Genomic DNA, 20,692 nt, shown 5'->3' on the forward strand with positions numbered 1-20,692 from the left:
CCTTCAGCCCCGCCGGCGTTTGAGGCGCGGGGGTCCGGGGGCAGCGCCCCCGGCAACGGCGCCGCACCCACGGCACCGGCACAACCACCGGCACCGGCACCGGCACCGGCACCGGCACCACACAACGCGGCCGGGGCCGGACACCCCACGGTGTCCGGCCCCGGCCGCATGCCTCAACCCGGCGGCGGGTTACTTCTTCCGGCGACGCCCGCCCGCGGCCTTCTGCGCCTTGCGCCGCTCCGCCCGCGTCATCCCGTCACCCTCACCGCCGGCGGAGTCACTGTCGAAGTCGCCCTCGATGACACCGCCCTCCCCGTCCACCGTCGGGGCGGAGAAGTGCAGCCGGTCCGGCCGCTGCGGAGCGTCCAGCCCCTTGGCCCGGATCTCCGGACGCGCCCCCGCGGGCTCCTTCGTCAGCGACGGCGCCGCGTCCTGCACGGGAAGCTCCTCGACCTGCTGCTCGACCTGGACCTCCAGGTTGAACAGGTAGCCGACGGACTCCTCCTTGATGCCTTCCTGCATGGCGTTGAACATGTCGAAGCCCTCGCGCTGGTACTCGACCAGCGGGTCCTTCTGGGCCATCGCACGCAGGCCGATGCCCTCCTGCAGGTAGTCCATCTCGTACAGGTGCTCGCGCCACTTGCGGTCGAGCACCGACAGGACCACGCGCCGCTCCAGCTCACGCATGATCTCGGAGCCGAGCGTCTTCTCACGCGTCTCGTACTGCTCGTGGATGTCGTCCTTGACGGACTCCGCGATGAACTCGGCGGTGATGCCCGCACGGTCGCCCGCGGCCTCCTCCAGCTCCTCGATGGTGACCTTCACCGGGTAGAGCTGCCGGAAGGCGCCCCACAGGCGCTCCAGGTCCCACTCCTCGGCGAAGCCCTCGACCGTCTCGGCCGCGATGTACGCGTCGATGGTGTCGTCCATCATGTGGCGCACCTGCTCCTGCAGGTCCTCGCCCTCCAGGACGCGGCGGCGCTCGCCGTAGATGACCTCACGCTGGTTGTTGAGGACCTCGTCGTACTTCAGGACGTTCTTGCGCGTCTCGAAGTTCTGGGTCTCCACCTGCGACTGGGCCGACGCGATCGCGCGCGTCACCATCTTGTTCTCGATCGGCACGTCGTCCGGGACGTTCGCCATCGCCATGACGCGCTCGACCATCTGGGCCTTGAACAGGCGCATCAGGTCGTCGCCCAGCGACAGGTAGAAGCGGGACTCGCCCGGGTCGCCCTGTCGGCCGGAACGGCCGCGCAGCTGGTTGTCGATGCGGCGCGACTCGTGGCGCTCGGTGCCCAGCACATACAGCCCGCCGAGCTCCTTGACCTCCTCGAACTCCGCCTTCACCGCGGCCTCGGCCCGGGTGAGCGCCGACGGGAGGGCGTGCGCCCACTCCTCGATGTGCTCCTCCGGGTCCAGCCCCTGCTGGCGCAGCTCGGCCTCGGCCAGGTCGTCCGGGTTGCCGCCGAGCTTGATGTCGGTACCGCGGCCGGCCATGTTCGTGGCGACCGTGACCGCGCCCCGGCGGCCGGCCTGGGCGACGATCGTCGCCTCACGGTCGTGCTGCTTGGCGTTGAGCACCTCGTGCGGGATGCCGCGCTTGGAGAGCTGCTGGGAGAGGTACTCGGACTTCTCGACCGACGTCGTACCGACGAGGATCGGCTGGCCCTTCTCGTGCTTCTCCGCGATGTCGTCGACGACGGCGGCGAACTTCGCGACCTCGGTCCGGTAGATCAGGTCCGGCTGGTCCTTGCGGACCATTCCGCGGTTGGTCGGGATCGGGACGACACCGAGCTTGTAGATCTGGTGGAACTCGGCGGCCTCGGTCATGGCCGTACCGGTCATGCCGGACAGCTTCGAGTAGAGGCGGAAGAAGTTCTGCAGGGTGATCGTGGCGAGGGTCTGGTTCTCGTCCTTGATGTCCACCCCTTCCTTCGCCTCGATCGCCTGGTGCATGCCCTCGTTGTAGCGGCGGCCGGCGAGGATACGGCCGGTGTGCTCGTCGACGATCATGACTTCGCCGTCGATGACGACGTAGTCCTTGTCGGCCTTGAAGAGTTCCTTGGCCTTGATCGCGTTGTTGAGGTAACCGACGAGCGGGGTGTTCACCGACTCGTAGAGGTTCTCGATGCCGAGCCAGTCCTCGACCTTGGCGACGCCGGACTCGTGGATGGCGACGGTGCGCTTCTTCTCGTCGACCTCGTAGTCGCCGGTCTCCTCGATGCCCTTCAGCGGCTGGCCGGCCTCGCCCTTGGTCAGGCGGGTCACCAGCTTCGCGAAGTCGCCGTACCACTTCGTGGCCTGGTCGGCGGGGCCGGAGATGATCAGCGGGGTACGGGCCTCGTCGACGAGGATCGAGTCGACCTCGTCTACCACGGCGAAGTTGTGGCCGCGCTGGACGAGCTCGTCCTGGGACCACGCCATGTTGTCGCGCAGGTAGTCGAAGCCGAACTCGTTGTTCGTGCCGTAGGTGATGTCACAGCCGTACTGCTCGCGGCGCTGCGCGGGCGACATGTTCGCCAGGATGCAGCCGACCTCCAGGCCGAGGAACTTGTGCACCCGGCCCATCAGCTCGGAGTCGCGCTCGGCGAGGTAGTCGTTCACCGTGATCAGGTGGACGCCCTTGCCGGACAGCGCGTTCAGGTACGCGGGCAGCGTGCCGACGAGGGTCTTGCCCTCACCGGTCTTCATCTCGGCCACATAACCGAGGTGCAGCGCCGCTCCACCCATGATCTGGACGTCGTAGTGCCGCTGGCCGAGGACGCGCTTCGCGGCCTCGCGTACGGTCGCGAAGGCCTCGGGCAGCAGGTCGTCCAGGCTCTCGCCGTCCTGGAAACGCTGCTTGTACTCGTCCGTGAGCGCACGCAACTCGGCGTCGGAGAGGTTGACGAAGTCCTCTTCGATGGAGTTGACCTGGTCCGCGATGCGGTGCAGTTTGCGCAGGATCTTGCCTTCGCCTGCACGCATGAGCTTGTTGAAGACGGACACCGAGGTTTGTCTCCTTGCCGGTCGGGCCTGGGCACTGTACGTACACGGGCACGGCAGGTGGGCCCCACCGCAACGGCCATCGTAAGCGAGGACGTGGCCGCGTCGGGAGGTCCGCCGTTCCCGTGAGGGCACGGGTGCCCGGATTGAGAACGTACGGGGGACACCGAAGGTGCCGCACCGCCCTGAGGGATCACCGGAAATTGTTCGCCCCGGATACCGGCCCGGCAGCAGAATTCGTCCATGGAGCCGAAGACACTCAGCACGGACCGACTGGTATTGCGGCCTTTCGTCCCCGCGGACGAGGCCGAGGTGTACGCCGCCGCGCAGGACCCCGACATCCAGCGCTGGACGCTGGTCCCGTCCCCCTACGTACGCGCGGACGCGCACACCTGGGTGACCGAGACCGCGCCGAACGGCTGGCGCAACGGCACCGCCTTCCCCTTCGCCGTACGCCTCGGGGCCGACGGGCCGCTGGTCGCCTCCGTCGGCCTGCACATCAACAGCCCGGAGAGCCACGAGGTCGGCTACTGGGCGGTCCGGGAGCACCGCGGCCGGGGCTACACGGCCGAGGCCGTCCTGGCCGTCGCCCGCTGGGCCTTCACCGAGCTGGGCACCGGGCGCCTGGAATGGCGCGCCGAGGTGGGCAACGCGGGCTCCCGCGCCGTGGCCGAGAAGGCCGGCTTCCGGATCGAGGGGACGCTGCGGGCCGGCATCATCCAGCGCGGCACGTACCGCGACTGCTGGATCGGCGCCCTGCTCCCCGGTGACCTCGGCCTGCCCTCGCGGCAGCCGTACCTGCCCGCTGTCGGTGGCACGTCCTAGTCTTCGGGGATGACTTCGGGTACCGCCTCCCTCTCCCTGTCCGCCGACGAGGCCCGGCGCATCGCCCTGCGCGCACAGGGCTTCCTCGGGGCACCCGACCGGCGCGGCGGGGTCCGCGGGGTCCTGCGCCACCTGGGCGCCGTACAGCTGGACACCATCTCGGTCCTGGCCCGCTCGCACGAGCTGATCCCGTACGCGCGCCTGGGCGCGGTGGGCCGGGACACCGTGGAGCGGGCGTACTGGTCGGACCGGCACGCCTTCGAGTACTGGTCGCACGCGGCCTGCATCCTGCCGATCGAGGAATGGCCGCATTTCGCGTTCCGCCGCCGGGCCCGCCGGGACCGCGGTCACCGCTGGCACATCCTCCAGGACAAGGAGCGCTCGACGCGGTCGGTGCTGGACCGGCTCCGCGCCGACGGCCCGCTGACCTCCACCGAGCTCGGCGGTGCCAAGAACGGCGGCGAGTGGTTCGAGTGGTCCGAGACGAAGATCGCGGTGGAGTGGCTGCTGGACACCGGTGAGGTGGTGTGCAGCGAGCGCCGCGGCTGGAAGCGGGTCTACGACCTCCCCGAGCGGGCCGTTCCCGGCGCGCTGCTCCACGACGACCTCGACGACCGTGAGTGCCTGCGCCGACTGGTCGCCCTGGCGGGCCGGTCCCTGGGTGTCGGCACCCGCGCCGACATCGCGGACTACCACCGCCTCAAGGGCGAGGAGTTCGATGCGGTGGTGGCCGACTCCGGGCTGGTGCCGGTCGAGGTGGAGGGCTGGTCCAAGCCGGCCTGGGCGGACCCGGCGGCCCTCGCGCAGGCGCCCGCGGGCCGCCACCGCACCACGCTGCTCTCGCCCTTCGACTCCCTGGTCTGGGACCGGCCGCGGACGGAGCGGATCTTCGGATTCACCCATCGTCTGGAGGCGTACGTGCCCAAGCCGAAGCGCATACACGGGTACTTCGCGATGCCGCTGCTGGCGGGCGGCCGGCTGCAGGGCCGCGTCGACCCGGCGCGCGAGGGCCGCACCCTGGTCGCCCGGCAGCTGTCGCTGACCTCCCCGAAGGCCGCGGGCCCGATGGCGAAGGCCCTGCGGGAGGCCGCGGAGTGGGTCGGCTGCGAGGACGTACGCGTCGAGCGCGCGAGTTCGCCCGCGGAAGCGGCGGCCGTCACCGCGGAACTGGCCGCGCTGTAAGGCCCGGACGGCCCGGACGGCCCGGAACCGGTACCGGAACTGAAAACCAGAACCGGAAAGGTGCGTGCGCCTAGCGGATTTCGAGGATCTTTTCCCGCATCGCGTAGACCACGGCCTCCATCCTGGAGTGCAGCTGCAGCTTCTCCAGGATGTTGCGGACGTGGTTCTTCACGGTGTTCTCGGAAATGAACAACTCCTTCGCGATATCGCGGTTGTTCATACCGGTGGCCACCAGTTTCAGGACCTCCAGCTCCCGGTCCGTCAGCCGCGGCGCGGGCACGAGCCGCCGCTCGTCGGTCCGCTGGATCATCGACTTGAACTCGGTGAGCAGCTTCGACGCCATCGACGGGCTGATCTGCGACTGGCCGTCCGCCACCGCCCGGATCGCCGTGGCCACCTCGTCCGTGGAGATCTCCTTCAGGAGGTACCCGGTCGCGCCCGCCTTGATCGCGTCGTAGAGGTCGGCCTCCTCGTCACTGATCGTCAGCATGATGATCTTCGCGGAGGGGGCCACCTCCTTGATCGAGGTGCACGCCTCGATCCCGCCGCGCCGGGGCATCCGCACGTCCATCAGCACGATGTCCGGAAGCAGGTCGGCCGCCTTGTCCACGGCCTCCGCCCCGTCCCCGGCCTCACCGACGACCTGGATGTCCTCCTCCTGCGCGAGGACGATCTCCAGTCCCCGCCGGAAGAGCGCGTGGTCGTCGACCACGAGCACCCTGATGGGCTCCCGGGCGGTCTCCTGCGAAGGGTCCGTCCCGCGGCAGCCCGCGGCGCCGCCGTCCCCGTGCACCGGCCCGAAGCTGTCCGCCATCGTTCCTCCCCCTGCATGTGCTCAGCCGCTGGTCCAACCGGACACACACCGCGGCCGGTTGACTGCACGCCATGATTCCATGCCCGCACCACGCCCCGGGGGCCAAAAGCGCGCCACCTGGCGCATATCCGTCGCACGCCCGTCATGCAGGTGCCCCCGCACAGGCGCCGGAGCGCCTGCCCGGGGGCGGTGAACAGATGTGCTGGGGCCTCGGCCTCAGCCGCCGAGCGCGCCACCGGCGCCGCCCCGCGGCTCCTCCGAGCTGGAGGCACCGTCGGGGTTCACGTGGATGACGCCGTAGTCATAGGCATGACGGCGGTAGACGACACTGGGCATTTTCGTCTCGGAGTCGACGAACAGATAGAAGTCGTGGCCGACCAGTTCCATCTCGTACAGAGCCTGGTCGAGCGACATGGGTGCGGCCGAGTGGGTCTTCTCGCGGACGATGAGCGGGCCTTCGCCCTGCACCTCGATGGATCCGATCCGGGTGATCGGCACCCCGTCCGTCTTCTCCTCCGACACCGGCTGGCCACTGCCGTTCAGCGAGGCGACGCCCGGTACCACGTCGGCGACCTCCGCCGCCGAGAGCCGGCCGTTGCCACGGCGGGTGTAACGCTTGTCGTGCTGCTTGCGCAGCCGGGCCTCCAGCTTGTCCTGAGCAAGGTCCAGCGCCGCGTACGCGTCGGCGGCGGCGGCCTCGGCACGGATCACCGGGCCCCGCGAACGCAGGGTGATCTCCACGCGGTCGGAACGGTCGGCCTGACGCGGGTTGTGCTCCTTGGACACCTCGACGTCCAAGCTGATCACCTTGGCGTCGAGCTTCTGGATCCGCTCCGGATTCAGCTTCTCGGCCACGTGCTTGCGGAACCGCTCGGGCACCTCGGTCTTGCGGCCCTTGACGACGATGTCCACGCAGAACTCCGTTCCCGGATAGCTCCGCCCGACGGGGCGAAGCGTCTCCCTTTCGCACCAGGCTCCGGTGAAGGCCGGAGCCTCGGACTTGGTGACTTTCACCGCCTCCTCCCCCATCGGCAAGATCAAAACCCCACCGACTTCGGAGTCGGGAGCCAGCCTCCTGAGTTCCTTACAACCGAACATATCCCTCTCGGGCGGTTGTCGGCACCCGCTACCGGAATGTACTTCCATCCAGGTGGCTGTTCCCTCTTACTACCTGCAACGATGGGCCTTCCCCGCCAGTTCCAAATCTATTCACAAGATTTTTGTTCTGTCCGAGTTGCTCAAACGCCCGGCGCCCGTTCGATCCGCCTGAACGAGTCCGCCGGCGCGGCCACCACCGCCGCCCGCACCACCGCCCCCGGGCCCCCCACCAGGCCCGCGGCACGCACCGCGCGGGCCGCCTCCGCCAGCGTCGCCCCTGTGGTGATCACATCGTCCACGAGCACGATCCGGGCCGCGCCCGCCAGGAGCCGCCGCCCGCCCCGGCGCACCGCGAGCGCCCCCGCGAGGTTCTCCCGGCGCTGCCGGGCCCCCAGACCCGCCTGGTCCGCCACCGCCCGCCGCAACCCCAGTACGGGTGCCACGCGCGCGGGCACACCGGCCCGCCGCAGCCGTCCCGCGGCCGAGAACGCGATCCTGCGCGCCGGATCGTGCCCCCGCGCCCGGACCTGCCCGCGCGCCGACGGGACCGGGACCAGAGCCACCTCCCCCGCCCCGCCCGCGGCCCGGCAGCCGCCCGCCAGGACGGCCGCCGCGAGCGCGCCGCCGAGCACCCCGGCCAGCGGCAGCGCCCCGCGCTCCTTGTGGGCCAGCAGGAGGCTCCGTACGGCTCCCTCGTAGACGGCGGCGGCCCGCACCACCGGCAGCCCCGCAGGGCTGGGAGACAGCCGCACCGGCCCCTCCCCGGCCCCGCTCAGCACCTCCCGGCACCCGGCGCACACCAGCACCCGCAGCGCCCCGCAGCCGGCGCAGTCGACCGGCAGGACCAGCCCGGCGAGCTCCTGCCACCACCCCCGCATGGCTCCACCCTGACGGGCGGGCGCCCAGGGCGCGACCCCTGTGGACGACCGTGCGCGAGCGGGTCAGCCCGGGTACACCGGCGACCGGCCGCCCGCCGCCACCGTGCGCCACTGCGCACCCGGCGGCAGCCACACGATCCCGTCCTCCGAGTACGCGACCACCGGCTTCGGCTTCGCCTCGTCCTCCGTGGCCGCGACCGCGACCTCCGACAGCCCGGTGGCCCCCGGCAGGCTCGCCGCGACCATCGAACCGTCGGCCAGCATGTAGCGGGCCTGCTGCACGCCGCCGTTCTCCCGGCCCACCACGAGCAGCCGCCCGCGCGGCGCCCAGCTCATCGCCGTCACGTCGACCATCTGCGGAGCCGCCGGACGCAGCTCGCGCACGGACACCGCCGAGGAGTCCGTCTTGCCGTCGGGCCGCTCGATCCGCCCGACGTAGAGCACCTTGCCGCCCTCGGGCGGCTCCACCAGCAGCGCGATCCGCGCCCCGTCGGCGGACGCCTTCAGCGAGGCGATCCGGCGCCCGTCCAGCCCCGCCACCTGCACCTTCTCGGGCGTTCCGGCACCACCGGGCACCCGCCACAGCCCCGGGGACTGCGGATCCCGGTCCGCGACCCACAGGTCACCCGAGGCGTCCCAGCTCGGCGCGGTCAGCAGCGCCGCCTTGCCGCCCTTGCCGATCGGCAACGGCTGCGGCATCGCCCCGCCCCCGACCAGCGCCACGACGTACAGCGCGTGCTCGTCCTCGGAGACCACGGCCGCGTGCCGCTCGTCGTGCGAGACCGCCGCCGACCTGACCTTGAACCCGGGCGGCGTGGTCAGCGGCCCCGGCACCGGCTCGGGCTTGGCCTGCTGGTCCTCGCTGCTCGTGTCCAGCTTCATCCGGACCAGCCGCTTCTCGTTGTCGACGAAGTACTGGTACTCGGGGATCTTGGGCCGGCCCGCGATCGCGGCCGCGCTCACCTCGCTCACCGAACACAGCGAGGTCGACTTGCCGCCCGCCCGCACCAGTTCAACCTGGTCGAGCCGGGAGCCCGTCAGATCCTTGACCGTGTACAGGAGTTGGGTCGCCATCTTCTTGCACTGCGGCTGCGCGACGTTCTCCGCCTTCTCGTTGAGCGGCACGCGCAGCGTGTTCTGCCCGTCGTACGAAAGGGACTTGGTGCCCGGGCTCAGTTCCGTACCCGTGGGGAAGCTGGACTCCACGACCGGCGCCAGCCACCGGGACGGCCCCGCCAGCAGCGACTGTACGGTCTGCGTGGTCGGGTCCATCCGCGAGTCCGGGTCGGTGCGCTGACGCACGTAGACCGGGTCGGCGACGAGCGTGCCGCCCGCGAAGTAGTACTTGTTGACCGGCATGTAGATGCGCTGGAAGTCCGACTCGCTGAGGACGAGCCCGCTCGGCGGGGTCGAGATCCGCCACTGCTTGTCCTCGTTCTGGACGAGCTGCAGGAACTCCTCGTACTCGCTGGCCCCGGTCTGCGGCTGGTACGCACTGTGCTCGTCGACCGTCGCGAGCTTCTTGCCGGTCACCTTCCAGCGCGGCCCGTCCGGATCCTTCTCGCCCCGGTTCGGAACCCGGTTGAGTCCCGAGGAGAGCACGGTGACGGCGGAGCCGGGCTTCCAGTTCTCCGCCGCGGCCTTGGTGAGGTACTTGCGGGCGGTCTCCAGCTGCGGGTCGTCGCTGGTCATCGCCTCCAGGAAGCCGTCGACGATCTCCGCCGGGCTGGCCTTGTCCGCGGGCGGTACCCCGAACACCCGGACCTGCGAGTCCACGCCCTGCGAGGCCTGCACCGGGCGGATGTCGCCCCGGTCCGGCATCGACGCGCAGCCCGCGAGCAGCAGCCCGGCCGCCCCGAAGGCGTACGCCCGTACGGTACGCAGCCGTCGCCGCCGCACCCGCGCACGCCCCGCCCACGCGTCCAAGGGCTCAGCGTCCATCGGCTCGGTCCTCCTGTTGTGCCTGCTCGGCCGGGCGGGCCACGACCCGGGCCCCGTTCCCCGGCAGGGCCGTCGGGTCGGCGGGCACCGGCATCGCCCCGGCGACGGGCGAGCGCGGCGGTATCGGCGAGCGGTCGCCCGAGGCCGCCGGCGTACGCTCCGCCGCGCCGCCCGCGGCCTCGGCGGCGGCCCGGGCCCGGTTGCCCCGGGAGTCCTCGGGCTCCAACGGGATGGGCGAGCCCCGCAACGGCTCGTCGGCCGTGCGCGGCAGGGTCAGACGGAACTGCGAGCCGCCGCCCGGCTCGCCCCACGCCTGCAGCCAGCCTCCGTGCAACCGGGCGTCCTCGACGGCGATGGACAGGCCGAGGCCGGTCCCGCCGGTCGTACGCGCCCGCGCCGGGTCGGCCCGCCAGAAACGGTTGAAGACGCGGGTGGCCTCGCCGGGCTTCAGCCCGACCCCGTAGTCCCGTACGGCGACGGCGACGGCCCCTCCCGCGGACGCCAGCCGGACCACCACGTCGCGGCCCTCGCCGTGCTCCACGGCGTTGACGACCAGATTGCGCAGCACCCGCTCCACCCGCCGGGCGTCCGCCTCGGCGATGACCGGCTGGGTGTCGCCCAGGACCCGGATCCGGGTCCCCTTGTGCTCGGCGAGCGGCTCGGCGCCGTCGATGACCCGGCGCACGACGTCACGCAGGTCGATGGGCTCGGCCTCCAGGGCCGCCGCCCCGGCGTCGAAGCGGCTGATCTCCAGCAGGTCGGCCAGCAGCGACTCGAACCGGTCGAGCTGCCCGGCGAGCAGCTCGGCGGAGCGCGCGGTGATCGGGTCGAAGTCCACCCGCGCGTCGTGGATGACGTCGGCGGCCATCCGTACCGTCGTCAGCGGGGTACGCAGTTCGTGCGACACGTCCGAGACGAAACGGCGCTGCATCCGGGACAGCTCCTCCAACTGCTGGATCTTGTTCTGGAGGTTCTGCGCCATCTTGTTGAAGGCCTCGCCGAGGCGCGCGATGTCGTCCTCGCCGGTGACCTTCATCCGCTCCTGCAGCCGCCCCGCCGAGAGCCGCTCGGCGATCCCGGCGGCCATCCGGACAGGGGTCACCACCTGGCGCACGACGAGCCAGGCGATGCCGCAGAGCAGGACGACGACGAACAGACCCGCGGTCACGATGGTGACCTTGATCAGGTTGAGGGACTCCTCCTCCTGCGTGAGCGGGAAGAGGTAGTACAGGTCGTACGGGTCGCCGTTGATGTCCGAGAGCCGCTTGCCGATCACCAGTGCCGGCTCGGGCTCCTTCGCCCTGTCCCCGCTCGTGTACCGGATCTCGGAGAAGGTCTTGAAGGCACCGGTGGCACGGTTGACGGCCCGGCGCAGCGGCAGCGGCACACTGGCGGTCGGGTCCACGTTCCCGGAGGCCCGGGCGCCCTTGACGCCCTGCGTCCCGGGCAGCGCCTCGTCGCCCGTACCCGCGCCCAGCGCGACGACCTCGAAGGCCGTCTGGCCACCACTGGCCAACTGCTTGACCAGGGAGTTCATCCAGGTACTGGCGTCCCGGCCGACCTTGTTGTCGGTGGCGTCGGGCCCGTCCACCGTGGCCGGGGCGTTGGCCTTCTCCTGCGCCACCGCGAACCCGCCCGCGGCCTGGCTCTGCGCCGCCTCCTCCTTGGCTTCGAGGAGACCCCTGCTGACCTGCGCGATGACGACGAACCCCAGCGCGAGGACCACGGCGAGCGAGATCAGCAGGGTGGCCGCGACCACCCGCAGCTGGATGTTGCGCCGCCACATGCGGACAGCCGGAAGCAGCGGCCGGCGTGCCAGGCGCACGAAGAGCCGCAGCACCCGGCTGCTCGACGCCCGGTCCCGGAAGAGCCGGCCGAGGCGCAGCCTCCACGGGCTGAGGCCGCCCGGGACCCTGCCGGACATGCCGGACGTACCGGACTGCACGTCAGCTGGGTCCGGCCTTGTAGCCGACACCACGCACCGTCACGACGATCTCGGGGCGCTCCGGATCCTTCTCGACCTTGGAGCGCAGACGCTGCACGTGCACGTTGACCAGACGGGTGTCCGCCGCGTGCCGGTAGCCCCAGACCTGCTCCAGCAGCACCTCACGGGTGAAGACCTGCCAGGGCTTGCGCGCGAGCGCGACCAGCAGGTCGAACTCCAGCGGGGTCAGCGCGATCGAGGCACCGTCCCGCTTGACCGAATGCCCGGCCACGTCGATGACCAGGTCACCGATGGCCAGCTGCTCGGGTGCGGGCTCCTCCGACCGCCGCAGACGGGCCCGGATGCGGGCCACCAGCTCCTTCGGCTTGAACGGCTTCACGATGTAGTCGTCGGCCCCGGACTCCAGACCCACGACGACGTCGACCGTGTCGCTCTTCGCGGTGAGCATGACGATCGGCACACCGGACTCCGCCCGGATCAGGCGGCAGACCTCTATGCCGTCCCTCCCGGGCAGCATGAGGTCCAGCAGCACCAGGTCCGGCTTCGCCTCCCGGAAGGCAGCAAGTGCCTTGTCACCGTCCGCTACGAACGACGGCTCAAAACCTTCTCCACGCAGCACAATGCCGAGCATCTCGGCCAGCGCGGTGTCGTCGTCGACGACAAGGACGCGTCCCTTCATGGTTGACATCATCCCATTAGCTATTCGTTACCCGGCGGTGAGCTGTCCCACAGCCAAAAGGGCTGGAAATCGACCCTCGGACCTGCGTCGGGAGCAGCCCCACCAGTCTGCCCCCGATCGGGGCGACTATTGAAGGTACGGGCTGCGAAGACCCCGCAACACCGCCCGTGACCGTCCGACCGGTCGGGATCGCCCCGGCGCGACCCCTTCCGACCCGCCACCGCACCCGATCTGCCGCCAACCCCCTACTCCGTTCGGGCCCCCCACGTGGCACGATGGCAGCGACCAGCGCCCCGCCGCGGCAGGCGCACATGAAGGAGTGACGATGAACGACTCTCCGGGCTGGGCTACGCCCGGATCCTCTCCGTCCGACGGCGAGCGGCCGGGCACCGAAAGCGGCGCGCGCGAGCAGCCCGCCCAGGCCACACCGCCCGCCGCCGACCCCAAGTGGTCCGCCGAGCAGCCACCGCCCGGTCAGTGGTCGAGCCCGGGCACCACGCCGCCCGCCGCTCCCCAGGCGCAGCCCGGGCCCACGGGCTGGGGACAGCAGCCGGGCACCCCTCAGACGGGCCCGTACGGCTCCCAGTACGGCTACCCGGGCGGCCCCGGCCAGTGGGGCCAGCCCCCCGCCGCCAAGCCCGGTGTGATCCCCCTGCGGCCCCTGGGCCTCGGCGAGATCCTCGACGGCGCGGTCGCCACCATGCGCACCCACTGGCGGTCGGTACTGCCGATCACCCTCGTCGTGGCCACCGTCGTCCAGGTCATCAGCGTGATCGTCCAGAAGTTCATGCTGGACGACCTCGCCTTCGCCGCGACCCCGGAAGCCGGCCCCGACGAGCTCATCGACTCGCTCGGCAGCACCCTCGGCGCGTCCGCGGTGATCCAGTTCATCCAGTTCCTGGGCACGATCCTGGTCACGGCGATGCTCACGATGGTCTTCAGCCGCGCCGTGCTCGGCCAGCAGTCCTCGGTCTCCGGCGCCTGGCGCGAGTCCCGCCCGCAGCTGCTGCGCCTGATGGGGCTCACCGTGCTGATGGCCCTCGGCGCCGTCCTGCTCGGCGCCGTCCTGATCGTGCCCGGCATCCTCGCCGAGTCCGTCGGCCTCGCCTTCCTCGGCCTCGCCCTCTGGGTCCCGCTCCTGTTCTGGCTCGGCATCAAGTTCGTCCTGGCCTCACCCGCCCTGATGCTGGAGAAGAGCACCGTCCTCAAGGCCTTCGCGCGCTCCTCCAAGCTCGTCAAGAACACCTGGTGGCGCATCTTCGGCATCTCGGCCCTCACCACCATCATCGCCTTCTTCGTCTCGGCGATGATCGTCGCCCCGTTCCAGATCATCAGCCTGCTCGCCTTCAGCGGTGGCCTCGACGCCATGGAGGACGGCAGCGGCATGAGCAACTGGGGCGTCCTGATCGGCCCCGCGATCGGCCTGATCATCGCGCAGACCATCGTCATGCCCTTCCAGTCCGGCGTCACCGTGCTCCTGTACGTCGACCAGCGCATCCGCCGCGAGGGACTCGACCTGGAACTCGCCCGGGCCGCCGGCCTGGAGAACTACGGCACGACCGGAGGCTGACGCACAGATGATGAGTACGGGGGGCCTCATCACCCGCGCCGCGGCGCTCCTGCCGAGCGCCGAGACACCACCGGTGACGACACCGCGCGAACCCGCCAGGGAAGCGGCCGAACGCGAACTGTCCAAGCCGATGTACCACGAGAACGACCCGAGCCTGTTCGACCGCGCCCTGCGCAAGTTCTTCGACTGGCTCGACGACATGCTCGGCGCCGCCTCCGGGGCGACCCCCGGAGGCGGCTTCGGCCTCCTCGTCGTCCTCGTCCTCGTGGTCCTCGCCGTCGGCGCCCTCTGGTGGCGCCTGGGCACCCCCGGCCGGATCACCACCGGGACCACCGCCCTCTTCCCCGACGGCACGCGCAGCGCCGCCGACCACCGGACCGCCGCCGACGCCCACGCCGCCGCCGGCCGCTGGACCGAAGCCGTCCAGGAACGCATGCGCGCCGTCGTCCGCTCCCTGGAGGAGCGCACCCTCCTCGACCCGCGCCCCGGACGCACCGCCGACGAGGCCGCCGCCGAAGCCGCGCTCTCCCTCCCCGACCACGCCGCGGAACTCCACGCCGCCGCCCGTACCTTCGACGACGTCACCTACGGCGGCCGCACCGCCGACGCCGACACGTACGCCCGCCTGCGCGCCCTCGACCTCACCCTGGACCGCGCGAAGCCGCTGCTGACGGGACCCACCGCATGACCGGCCCGACCGATCCGGCGCCGCCGACGGCCATGGAGGCCCGACCGGCCCCCGACACCCGCGAAGGCACCCCCGGCCACGACCCCGGCCCCGCACCCGCGCCCGCGCCCGCCATGGCCGGCGACCCGCGCACCCGCCGCCTGCGCGGGATCCGCCGCGCCCTCACCGCCGTGGCCGTCCTCGCCGCCGGCGCCATCGCCGTGGCCGCCCTCGGCTCCGGCAGCCGCCACGGCTACCTCGACCCCCGCACCACCGACCCCTTCGGCAGTCACGCCGTCGCCGAGCTCCTGAAGGACCGCGGCGTCACCACCCGCGTGGTCACCACCGCCCGCGAAGCCGCCGACGCCGCCGGCCCCCGCACCACCCTCCTGGTCACCGACCCCGACCGGCTCGGCGCCACCCAGCGCGACGTCATCCGCTCGGCCATCGACCTCTCCGGCGGCCGCACCGTCCTCCTCGCCCCCACCACCCACAGCCTCACCGGCCTCTCCCCCGGCGTGCGCACCGCGGGCGACGCCGACACGGACCGCCCCGACCCCGGCTGCACCCTGCCCGCCGCCACCTCGGCCGGCCGCGCCGACACCGGCGGCGGCCTCGCCTACAGCACCGCCCTCCCCCGGGCCACCGCCTGCTACCCCAGCGGCGGCCACCCCACCCTGCTCGTCCTGCCCACCGGCCCCACCGGCGGCGACACCGTCGTCCTCGGCTCCGAGACGATCCTCCTCAACGAGTCGCTCGCCGACGAAGGCAACGCCTCCCTCGCCCTCCAGCTCCTCGGCTCCCGCCCGGACCTCGTCTGGTACCTGCCGTCCCTCGCCGACTCCGACGCCGACTCCGCGTCCTCCGACGAGGACCAGAGCCTCTTCGACCTCATCCCGGCCGGCTGGTCCTGGGCCCTGCTCCAGCTCTTCGTCGCCGCGGCCCTCGCCGCCCTCTGGCGCGCCCGGCGCCTGGGCCCCCTCGTCACCGAGAAGCTCCCCGTCGCCATCCGCGCCTCCGAGGCCACCGAGGGCCGCGCCCGCCTCTACCGCAAGGCCGACGCCCGCGACCGCGCCGCCACCGTGCTGCGCGCCGCCACCCGCGAACGCCTCGCCGCACTGGTCGGCGTACCGCACACCCAGGCCCACGACCCGTCGGCACTGGCCCCGGCCGTCTCCGCCCGCCTGACCGGCGAGCCCCGGGACGTGACCGCCCTCCTCTTCGGCACCACCCCCTCCGACGACGCGGCACTCGTCGCGCTCGCCGACCACCTCGACGCCCTCGAAAGAGAGGTCCGTACGTCATGACGTACCCGGCCACCGAGTCCACGGCAGTGACCGCGGACAGCGCCCGCGCTTCCCTCGAAGCGCTCCGCACCGAGATCGGCAAGGCCGTGGTCGGGCAGGACTCCGCCGTCACCGGACTCGTCGTGGCGCTCCTGTGCCGCGGCCACGTCCTCCTCGAAGGCGTCCCCGGCGTCGCCAAGACCCTCCTCGTACGGGCCCTGGCCGCCTCCCTCGAACTCGACACCAAGCGCGTCCAGTTCACCCCGGACCTGATGCCGAGCGACGTCACCGGCTCACTCGTCTACGACGCCCGCACCGCCGAGTTCTCCTTCCAGGACGGCCCGGTCTTCACCAACCTCCTCCTCGCGGACGAGATCAACCGCACCCCTCCCAAGACCCAGTCCTCCCTCCTCGAAGCCATGGAGGAGCGCCAGGTCACCGTCGACGGCACGCCGCGCAAGCTGCCCGACCCCTTCCTCGTCGCCGCCACCATGAACCCGGTCGAGTACGAGGGCACGTACCCCCTCCCGGAAGCCCAGCTGGACCGCTTCCTCCTCAAGCTCACCGTCCCCCTGCCCTCCCGCGAGGACGAGATCGGGGTGCTGACCCGCCACGCCGCCGGCTTCAACCCCCGCGACCTGCACGCCGCGGGCATCCGCCCGGTCGCCGGCCCTGCCCAGCTCGAAGCCGCCCGCCGGGCCGTCGCCGACGTCGCCGTCTCCCCCGAGATCGCCGGCTACGTCGTCGACGTCTGCCGCGCCACCCGCGAATCGCCGTCCCTCACCCTCGGCGTCTCCCCCCGCGGTGCGACCGCCCTGCTGGCCACCTCCCGCGCCTGGGCCTGGCTCACCGGCCGCGACTACGTCACTCCCGACGACGTCAAGGCCCTCGCCCTGCCGACCCTGCGCCACCGGGTCCAGCTGCGTCCGGAGGCGGAGATGGAGGGAGTCACCGCCGACGCCGTCATCACCGCGATCCTCTCCCACGTCCCCGTACCGCGCTGATGGCCCTCACCGGACGCGCCGCCCTGCTGGCGGCCCTCGGCAGCATCCCGGTCGGCCTCCTCGAACCGAGCTGGACCGGCATGCTCGCGGTCAACGCCCCGATCGCACTGGCCTGCGCGCTCGACTGCGCGCTCGCCGCGCCCGTGCGCGGCCTCGTACTGGCCCGCTCCGGAGACACCTCGGTCCGCCTCGGCGAACCCGCCGAAGTCCACCTCAGCGTCATCAACCCCAGCAGCCGAAAGCTCCGGGCCCGCGTCCGCGACGCGTGGCCCCCGAGCAGCTGGCTCCCGGGCACCGAACCCGCCGCGTCGCGCCACGAGGTGGTCGTCCCCGCGGGTGAACGCCGCCGGCTCACCACCCGGCTGCTGCCGACCCGGCGCGGAGACCGCCAGGCCGACCGCGTCACGATCCGCTCCTACGGCCCGCTGGGCCTGTGGGCCCGCCAGGGCTCCCAGGTGTCCCCCTGGACCGTCCGGGTCCTGCCGCCCTTCACCAGCCGCAAGCACCTCCCGTCCCGGCTGGCCCGCCTGCGCGAACTCGACGGCCGCACCAGCGTCCTGACCCGCGGCGAGGGCACCGAGTTCGACAGCCTCCGCGACTACGTCCCGGGCGACGACACCCGCTCCATCGACTGGCGCGCCACGGCCCGCCAGAACAAGGTGGCCGTCCGCACCTGGCGCCCGGAACGCGACCGGCACATCCTCATCTGCCTCGACACCGGCCGCACCTCGGCGGGCCGCGTCGGCGACGCCCCCCGCCTGGACTCCGCGATGGACGCGGCCCTGCTCCTGGCCGCCCTGGCCACCCGCGCGGGCGACCGCGTGGACCTGCTGGCCCACGACCGGCGTCCCCGCGCCCAGGTCCAGGGCCGCGCCGCGGCCGACGTGCTCCCGTCCTTCGTGAACGCGATGGCCACCCTCGAACCGGAACTGGTCGAGACGGACTCCCGCACCCTGGTCTCCACCATCCTCCGCAACGCCCCGCGCAGGTCCCTGGTGGTCCTCCTGACGAGCCTGGACGCGGCCCCGATCGAAGAGGGCCTGCTGCCGGTACTCCCGCGTCTCACCCAGCGCCACACGGTCCTGCTGGCCTCGGTCTCCGACCCGCATGTCGCGGACATGTCACGTTCGCGCGGCACGGTGGACGCGGTCTACGAAGCCGCCGCCGGCACCCAGACCCAGTCCCAGCGCCGCCGCACCGCGGACCAGCTGACGCGCCACGGCGTCCATGTCGTCGACGCGACCCCGGACACCCTGGCCCCGTCCCTCGCGGACGCCTACCTGGCCCTGAAAGCCGCCGGCCGTCTCTGAGGAGCGAGGGGGACTCAGCGGTTCAGATCGAAGACGCCCACTCCCTGCCCCTCGTAGGCCTTCGGCTCCACCGTGGCAACCAGTGCCTGCGAACCCCACTCGGGAAGGTGACGTGCGGCATGGGCGGCCGCTGCGACACCGGCCGGCACTCCGTCGCGGCACATCTGTGCCACAGCCAGGACGGCCGGATAGTCGAGGTCGAGCACGTGGATCACGTCGAGCTGACCGATGTGCTCAGCGATCCCTGCGAGAACCACGTCGGCCTCAAGGACCGACAGGACCGGCACCCACAACCGTGTGTCCGCATCGAGATGGGCACGGTGAATCAGCGCGGACACCTGGCGATTCCCGGACAGCGCGAGCAAGGACGGTGTGTCCAGGACGAGGTGGTGCTGGATCACGCGGCCGCGTCCTCCTGCCGTGCGAAGGCCTCACGGAGCCTTCGGCCCATGGCCGCACTCTCCTCGTCGGTCACGTCCACCCCGAAGTGCTCGGCCATATAGGCCCGGGCCCGCTCCGCTCGCTCCCGCCGCTCCTCTGCGGTCAGCGTCGTCTCGGCAAACTCCTGCACCAGAGACCGGATGGACGTCCCGCGGGACTCGGCGATGACGGCCAGGCGGTCTCTCACCTCGGCCGGCACACGGATCATGGCATCAGACATGATCCGAGTATACGTCGACGTAAACATCATCTGTGGGGTGAACGCAGAAAAGCCCCGCACCGAACCCCGAAGGGTTTGGTGCGGGGCTTCCCGCAATGATTGTTCGGCGGCGTCCTACTCTCCCACAGGGTCCCCCCTGCAGTACCATCGGCGCTGAAAGGCTTAGCTTCCGGGTTCGGAATGTAACCGGGCGTTTCCCTAACGCTATGACCACCGAAACACTATGAAATTTGAACGCTGGCGTATTCACAGCCGTTCGTTATTTCAGAACTAACACAGTGGACGCGAGCAACTGAGGACAAGCCCTCGGCCTATTAGTACCAGTCAGCTTCACCCGTTACCGGGCTTCCACATCTGGCCTATCAACCCAGTCGTCTACTGGGAGCCTTACCCTCTCAAGGAGGTGGGAATACTCATCTTGAAGCAGGCTTCCCGCTTAGATGCTTTCAGCGGTTATCCCTCCCGAACGTAGCCAACCAGCCGTGCCCTTGGCAGGACAACTGGCACACCAGAGGTTCGTCCGTCCCGGTCCTCTCGTACTAGGGACAGCCCTTCTCAATATTCCTACGCGCACAGCGGATAGGGACCGAACTGTCTCACGACGTTCTAAACCCAGCTCGCGTACCGCTTTAATGGGCGAACAGCCCAACCCTTGGGACCGACTCCAGCCCCAGGATGCGACGAGCCGACATCGAGGTGCCAAACCATCCCGTCGATATGGACTCTTGGGGAAGATCAGCCTGTTATCCCCGGGGTACCTTTTATCCGTTGAGCGACGGCGCTTCCACAAGCCACCGCCGGATCACTAGTCCCGACTTTCGTCCCTGCTCGACCCGTCGGTCTCACAGTCAAGCTCCCTTGTGCACTTACACTCAACACCTGATTGCCAACCAGGCTGAGGGAACCTTTGGGCGCCTCCGTTACCCTTTGGGAGGCAACCGCCCCAGTTAAACTACCCATCAGACACTGTCCCTGATCCGGATCACGGACCGAGGTTAGACATCCAGCACGACCAGAGTGGTATTTCAACGGCGACTCCACAACCACTGGCGTGGCTGCTTCAAAGTCTCCCACCTATCCTACACAAGCCGAACCGAACACCAATATCAAACTGTAGTAAAGGTCCCGGGGTCTTTCCGTCCTGCTGCGCGAAACGAGCATCTTTACTCGTAGTGCAATTTCACCGGGCCTATGGTTGAGACAGTCGAGAAGTCGTTACGCCATTCGTGCAGGTCGGAACTTACCCGACAAGGAATTTCGCTACCTTAGGATGGTTATAGTTACCACCGCCGTTTACTGGCGCTTAAGTTCTCAGCTTCGCAACCCCGAAAGGTCACTAACCGGTCCCCTTAACGTTCCAGCACCGGGCAGGCGTCAGTCCGTATACATCGCCTTACGGCTTCGCACGGACCTGTGTTTTTAGTAAACAGTCGCTTCTCGCTGGTCTCTGCGGCCACCCCCAGCTCAGAGTGCAAGACTCATCACCAGGAATGGCCCCCCTTCTCCCGAAGTTACGGGGGCATTTTGCCGAGTTCCTTAACCATAGTTCACCCGAACGCCTCGGTATTCTCTACCTGACCACCTGAGTCGGTTTAGGGTACGGGCCGCCATGAAACTCGCTAGAGGCTTTTCTCGACAGCATAGGATCATCCACTTCACCACAATCGGCTCGGCATCAGGTCTCAGCCTTAATGAGGGACGGATTTGCCTACCCCTCGGCCTACACCCTTACCCCGGGACTACCACCGCCCGGGCTGGACTACCTTCCTGCGTCACCCCATCGCTTACCTACTACAAGTCTGGTTCGTCGGCTCCACCACTTTCCTTTCCCCGAAGGGTCCGGAACG

Annotated in this window: 16 protein-coding genes and 2 rRNA genes (1 of these 18 only partly in view); 7 read left to right on the forward strand and 11 right to left on the reverse strand. The window is 70.5% G+C overall.

The window, feature by feature from the left end; genetic code table 11:
* Window positions 1-189: 189 nt before the first annotated feature.
* Complete coding sequence (gene secA / locus DEJ51_RS12480; RefSeq protein ID WP_150257658.1) at window positions 190-2,988, reverse strand: preprotein translocase subunit SecA; 2,799 nt, start codon at window positions 2,986-2,988, stop codon at window positions 190-192.
* 240 nt (window positions 2,989-3,228) lie between these two features.
* Between secA and DEJ51_RS12485 the strand changes: the two genes are divergently transcribed.
* Both DEJ51_RS12485 and DEJ51_RS12490 read left to right on the forward strand, forming a co-directional pair.
* Window positions 3,229-3,810, forward strand: a complete 582-nt coding sequence (locus DEJ51_RS12485) for a GNAT family N-acetyltransferase (protein ID WP_150257659.1) — start codon at window positions 3,229-3,231, stop codon at window positions 3,808-3,810.
* 9 nt (window positions 3,811-3,819) lie between these two features.
* Entirely contained in the window at window positions 3,820-4,992 is a 1,173-nt protein-coding gene (locus DEJ51_RS12490) for a winged helix-turn-helix domain-containing protein (protein WP_150257660.1), read from the forward strand.
* A gap of 70 nt (window positions 4,993-5,062) precedes the next feature.
* Here the strand turns inward: DEJ51_RS12490 and DEJ51_RS12495 are convergent, their stop codons facing one another.
* From DEJ51_RS12495 to mtrA, 6 genes are all read right to left on the reverse strand, one after another.
* Window positions 5,063-5,806, reverse strand: coding sequence for a response regulator (locus DEJ51_RS12495; RefSeq protein ID WP_150257661.1), 744 nt, complete (start codon window positions 5,804-5,806; stop codon window positions 5,063-5,065).
* A gap of 216 nt (window positions 5,807-6,022) precedes the next feature.
* Window positions 6,023-6,718, reverse strand: a complete 696-nt coding sequence (gene hpf / locus DEJ51_RS12500; protein WP_150261862.1) for a ribosome hibernation-promoting factor, HPF/YfiA family — start codon at window positions 6,716-6,718, stop codon at window positions 6,023-6,025.
* 326 nt (window positions 6,719-7,044) lie between these two features.
* On the reverse strand, window positions 7,045-7,782 hold the full coding sequence (locus tag DEJ51_RS12505) for a ComF family protein (protein WP_150257662.1): 738 nt from the start codon (window positions 7,780-7,782) through the stop codon (window positions 7,045-7,047).
* Window positions 7,783-7,845: 63 nt separating this feature from the next.
* Window positions 7,846-9,723: an LpqB family beta-propeller domain-containing protein gene (locus DEJ51_RS12510; protein WP_150257663.1), complete on the reverse strand. Its 1,878-nt coding sequence runs from the start codon at window positions 9,721-9,723 to the stop codon at window positions 7,846-7,848.
* Entirely contained in the window at window positions 9,713-11,647 is a 1,935-nt protein-coding gene (mtrB, locus tag DEJ51_RS12515; protein ID WP_190620340.1) for an MtrAB system histidine kinase MtrB, read from the reverse strand. The genes DEJ51_RS12510 and mtrB overlap by 11 nt, the downstream gene beginning before the upstream one ends.
* A 22-nt stretch (window positions 11,648-11,669) precedes the next feature.
* Entirely contained in the window at window positions 11,670-12,359 is a 690-nt protein-coding gene (mtrA, locus tag DEJ51_RS12520) for a two-component system response regulator MtrA (protein ID WP_189747360.1), read from the reverse strand.
* Between the two features lie 313 nt (window positions 12,360-12,672).
* On the opposite strand from mtrA, the gene DEJ51_RS12525 reads away from it, so the two are divergent.
* Genes DEJ51_RS12525 through DEJ51_RS12545 form a run of 5 tightly spaced genes read left to right on the forward strand, consistent with a single transcriptional unit; the run spans window position 12,673 to window position 18,184 of the window.
* The gene (locus DEJ51_RS12525; protein WP_150257664.1) at window positions 12,673-13,917 is read left to right on the forward strand and encodes a glycerophosphoryl diester phosphodiesterase membrane domain-containing protein; all 1,245 of its coding nucleotides are present in this window, start codon (window positions 12,673-12,675) and stop codon (window positions 13,915-13,917) included.
* Window positions 13,918-13,924: 7 nt separating this feature from the next.
* Window positions 13,925-14,605, forward strand: a complete 681-nt coding sequence (locus DEJ51_RS12530; RefSeq protein WP_150257665.1) for a DUF4129 domain-containing protein — start codon at window positions 13,925-13,927, stop codon at window positions 14,603-14,605.
* Entirely contained in the window at window positions 14,602-15,891 is a 1,290-nt protein-coding gene (locus DEJ51_RS12535; RefSeq protein ID WP_411757304.1) for a DUF4350 domain-containing protein, read from the forward strand. Before DEJ51_RS12530 ends, DEJ51_RS12535 begins: the two co-directional genes overlap by 4 nt.
* Entirely contained in the window at window positions 15,888-16,874 is a 987-nt protein-coding gene (locus tag DEJ51_RS12540; protein ID WP_150257666.1) for an AAA family ATPase, read from the forward strand. Before DEJ51_RS12535 ends, DEJ51_RS12540 begins: the two co-directional genes overlap by 4 nt.
* On the forward strand, window positions 16,874-18,184 hold the full coding sequence (locus tag DEJ51_RS12545) for a DUF58 domain-containing protein (RefSeq protein ID WP_150257667.1): 1,311 nt from the start codon (window positions 16,874-16,876) through the stop codon (window positions 18,182-18,184). The genes DEJ51_RS12540 and DEJ51_RS12545 overlap by 1 nt, the downstream gene beginning before the upstream one ends.
* A gap of 14 nt (window positions 18,185-18,198) precedes the next feature.
* Here DEJ51_RS12545 and DEJ51_RS12550 read toward each other — a convergent pair whose 3' ends face one another.
* From DEJ51_RS12550 to DEJ51_RS12565, 4 genes are all read right to left on the reverse strand, one after another.
* Window positions 18,199-18,585: a hypothetical protein gene (locus tag DEJ51_RS12550; protein ID WP_150257668.1), complete on the reverse strand. Its 387-nt coding sequence runs from the start codon at window positions 18,583-18,585 to the stop codon at window positions 18,199-18,201.
* Window positions 18,582-18,845, reverse strand: a complete 264-nt coding sequence (locus tag DEJ51_RS12555) for a hypothetical protein (protein ID WP_150257669.1) — start codon at window positions 18,843-18,845, stop codon at window positions 18,582-18,584. The genes DEJ51_RS12550 and DEJ51_RS12555 overlap by 4 nt, the downstream gene beginning before the upstream one ends.
* Window positions 18,846-18,946: 101 nt before the next feature.
* Window positions 18,947-19,063 (reverse strand): 5S ribosomal RNA (gene rrf / locus DEJ51_RS12560).
* Window positions 19,064-19,139: 76 nt separating this feature from the next.
* Window positions 19,140-20,692 (reverse strand): 23S ribosomal RNA (locus tag DEJ51_RS12565); it runs 1,570 nt beyond the window's last position.

The organism is Streptomyces venezuelae, from assembly GCF_008642275.1.
GTDB lineage: Bacteria > Actinomycetota > Actinomycetes > Streptomycetales > Streptomycetaceae > Streptomyces > Streptomyces venezuelae_E.

What these genes read in the sequence shown, in the direction of transcription:
- DEJ51_RS12545 (WP_150257667.1), top strand. Translation starts at nt 16,874, where the DNA reads ATGGCCCTCACCGGACGCGCCGCCCTGCTGGCGGCCCTCGGCAGCATC.
- DEJ51_RS12505 (WP_150257662.1), bottom strand. Translation starts at nt 7,782, where the DNA reads ATGCGGGGGTGGTGGCAGGAGCTCGCCGGGCTGGTCCTGCCGGTCGAC.
- mtrB (WP_190620340.1), bottom strand. Translation starts at nt 11,647, where the DNA reads ATGTCCGGCAGGGTCCCGGGCGGCCTCAGCCCGTGGAGGCTGCGCCTC.
- DEJ51_RS12510 (WP_150257663.1), bottom strand. Translation starts at nt 9,723, where the DNA reads ATGGACGCTGAGCCCTTGGACGCGTGGGCGGGGCGTGCGCGGGTGCGG.
- DEJ51_RS12540 (WP_150257666.1), top strand. Translation starts at nt 15,888, where the DNA reads ATGACGTACCCGGCCACCGAGTCCACGGCAGTGACCGCGGACAGCGCC.
- mtrA (WP_189747360.1), bottom strand. Translation starts at nt 12,359, where the DNA reads ATGATGTCAACCATGAAGGGACGCGTCCTTGTCGTCGACGACGACACC.
- DEJ51_RS12485 (WP_150257659.1), top strand. Translation starts at nt 3,229, where the DNA reads ATGGAGCCGAAGACACTCAGCACGGACCGACTGGTATTGCGGCCTTTC.
- DEJ51_RS12495 (WP_150257661.1), bottom strand. Translation starts at nt 5,806, where the DNA reads ATGGCGGACAGCTTCGGGCCGGTGCACGGGGACGGCGGCGCCGCGGGC.
- DEJ51_RS12555 (WP_150257669.1), bottom strand. Translation starts at nt 18,845, where the DNA reads ATGTCTGATGCCATGATCCGTGTGCCGGCCGAGGTGAGAGACCGCCTG.
- DEJ51_RS12530 (WP_150257665.1), top strand. Translation starts at nt 13,925, where the DNA reads ATGATGAGTACGGGGGGCCTCATCACCCGCGCCGCGGCGCTCCTGCCG.
- DEJ51_RS12535 (WP_411757304.1), top strand. Translation starts at nt 14,602, where the DNA reads ATGACCGGCCCGACCGATCCGGCGCCGCCGACGGCCATGGAGGCCCGA.
- DEJ51_RS12490 (WP_150257660.1), top strand. Translation starts at nt 3,820, where the DNA reads ATGACTTCGGGTACCGCCTCCCTCTCCCTGTCCGCCGACGAGGCCCGG.
- DEJ51_RS12525 (WP_150257664.1), top strand. Translation starts at nt 12,673, where the DNA reads ATGAACGACTCTCCGGGCTGGGCTACGCCCGGATCCTCTCCGTCCGAC.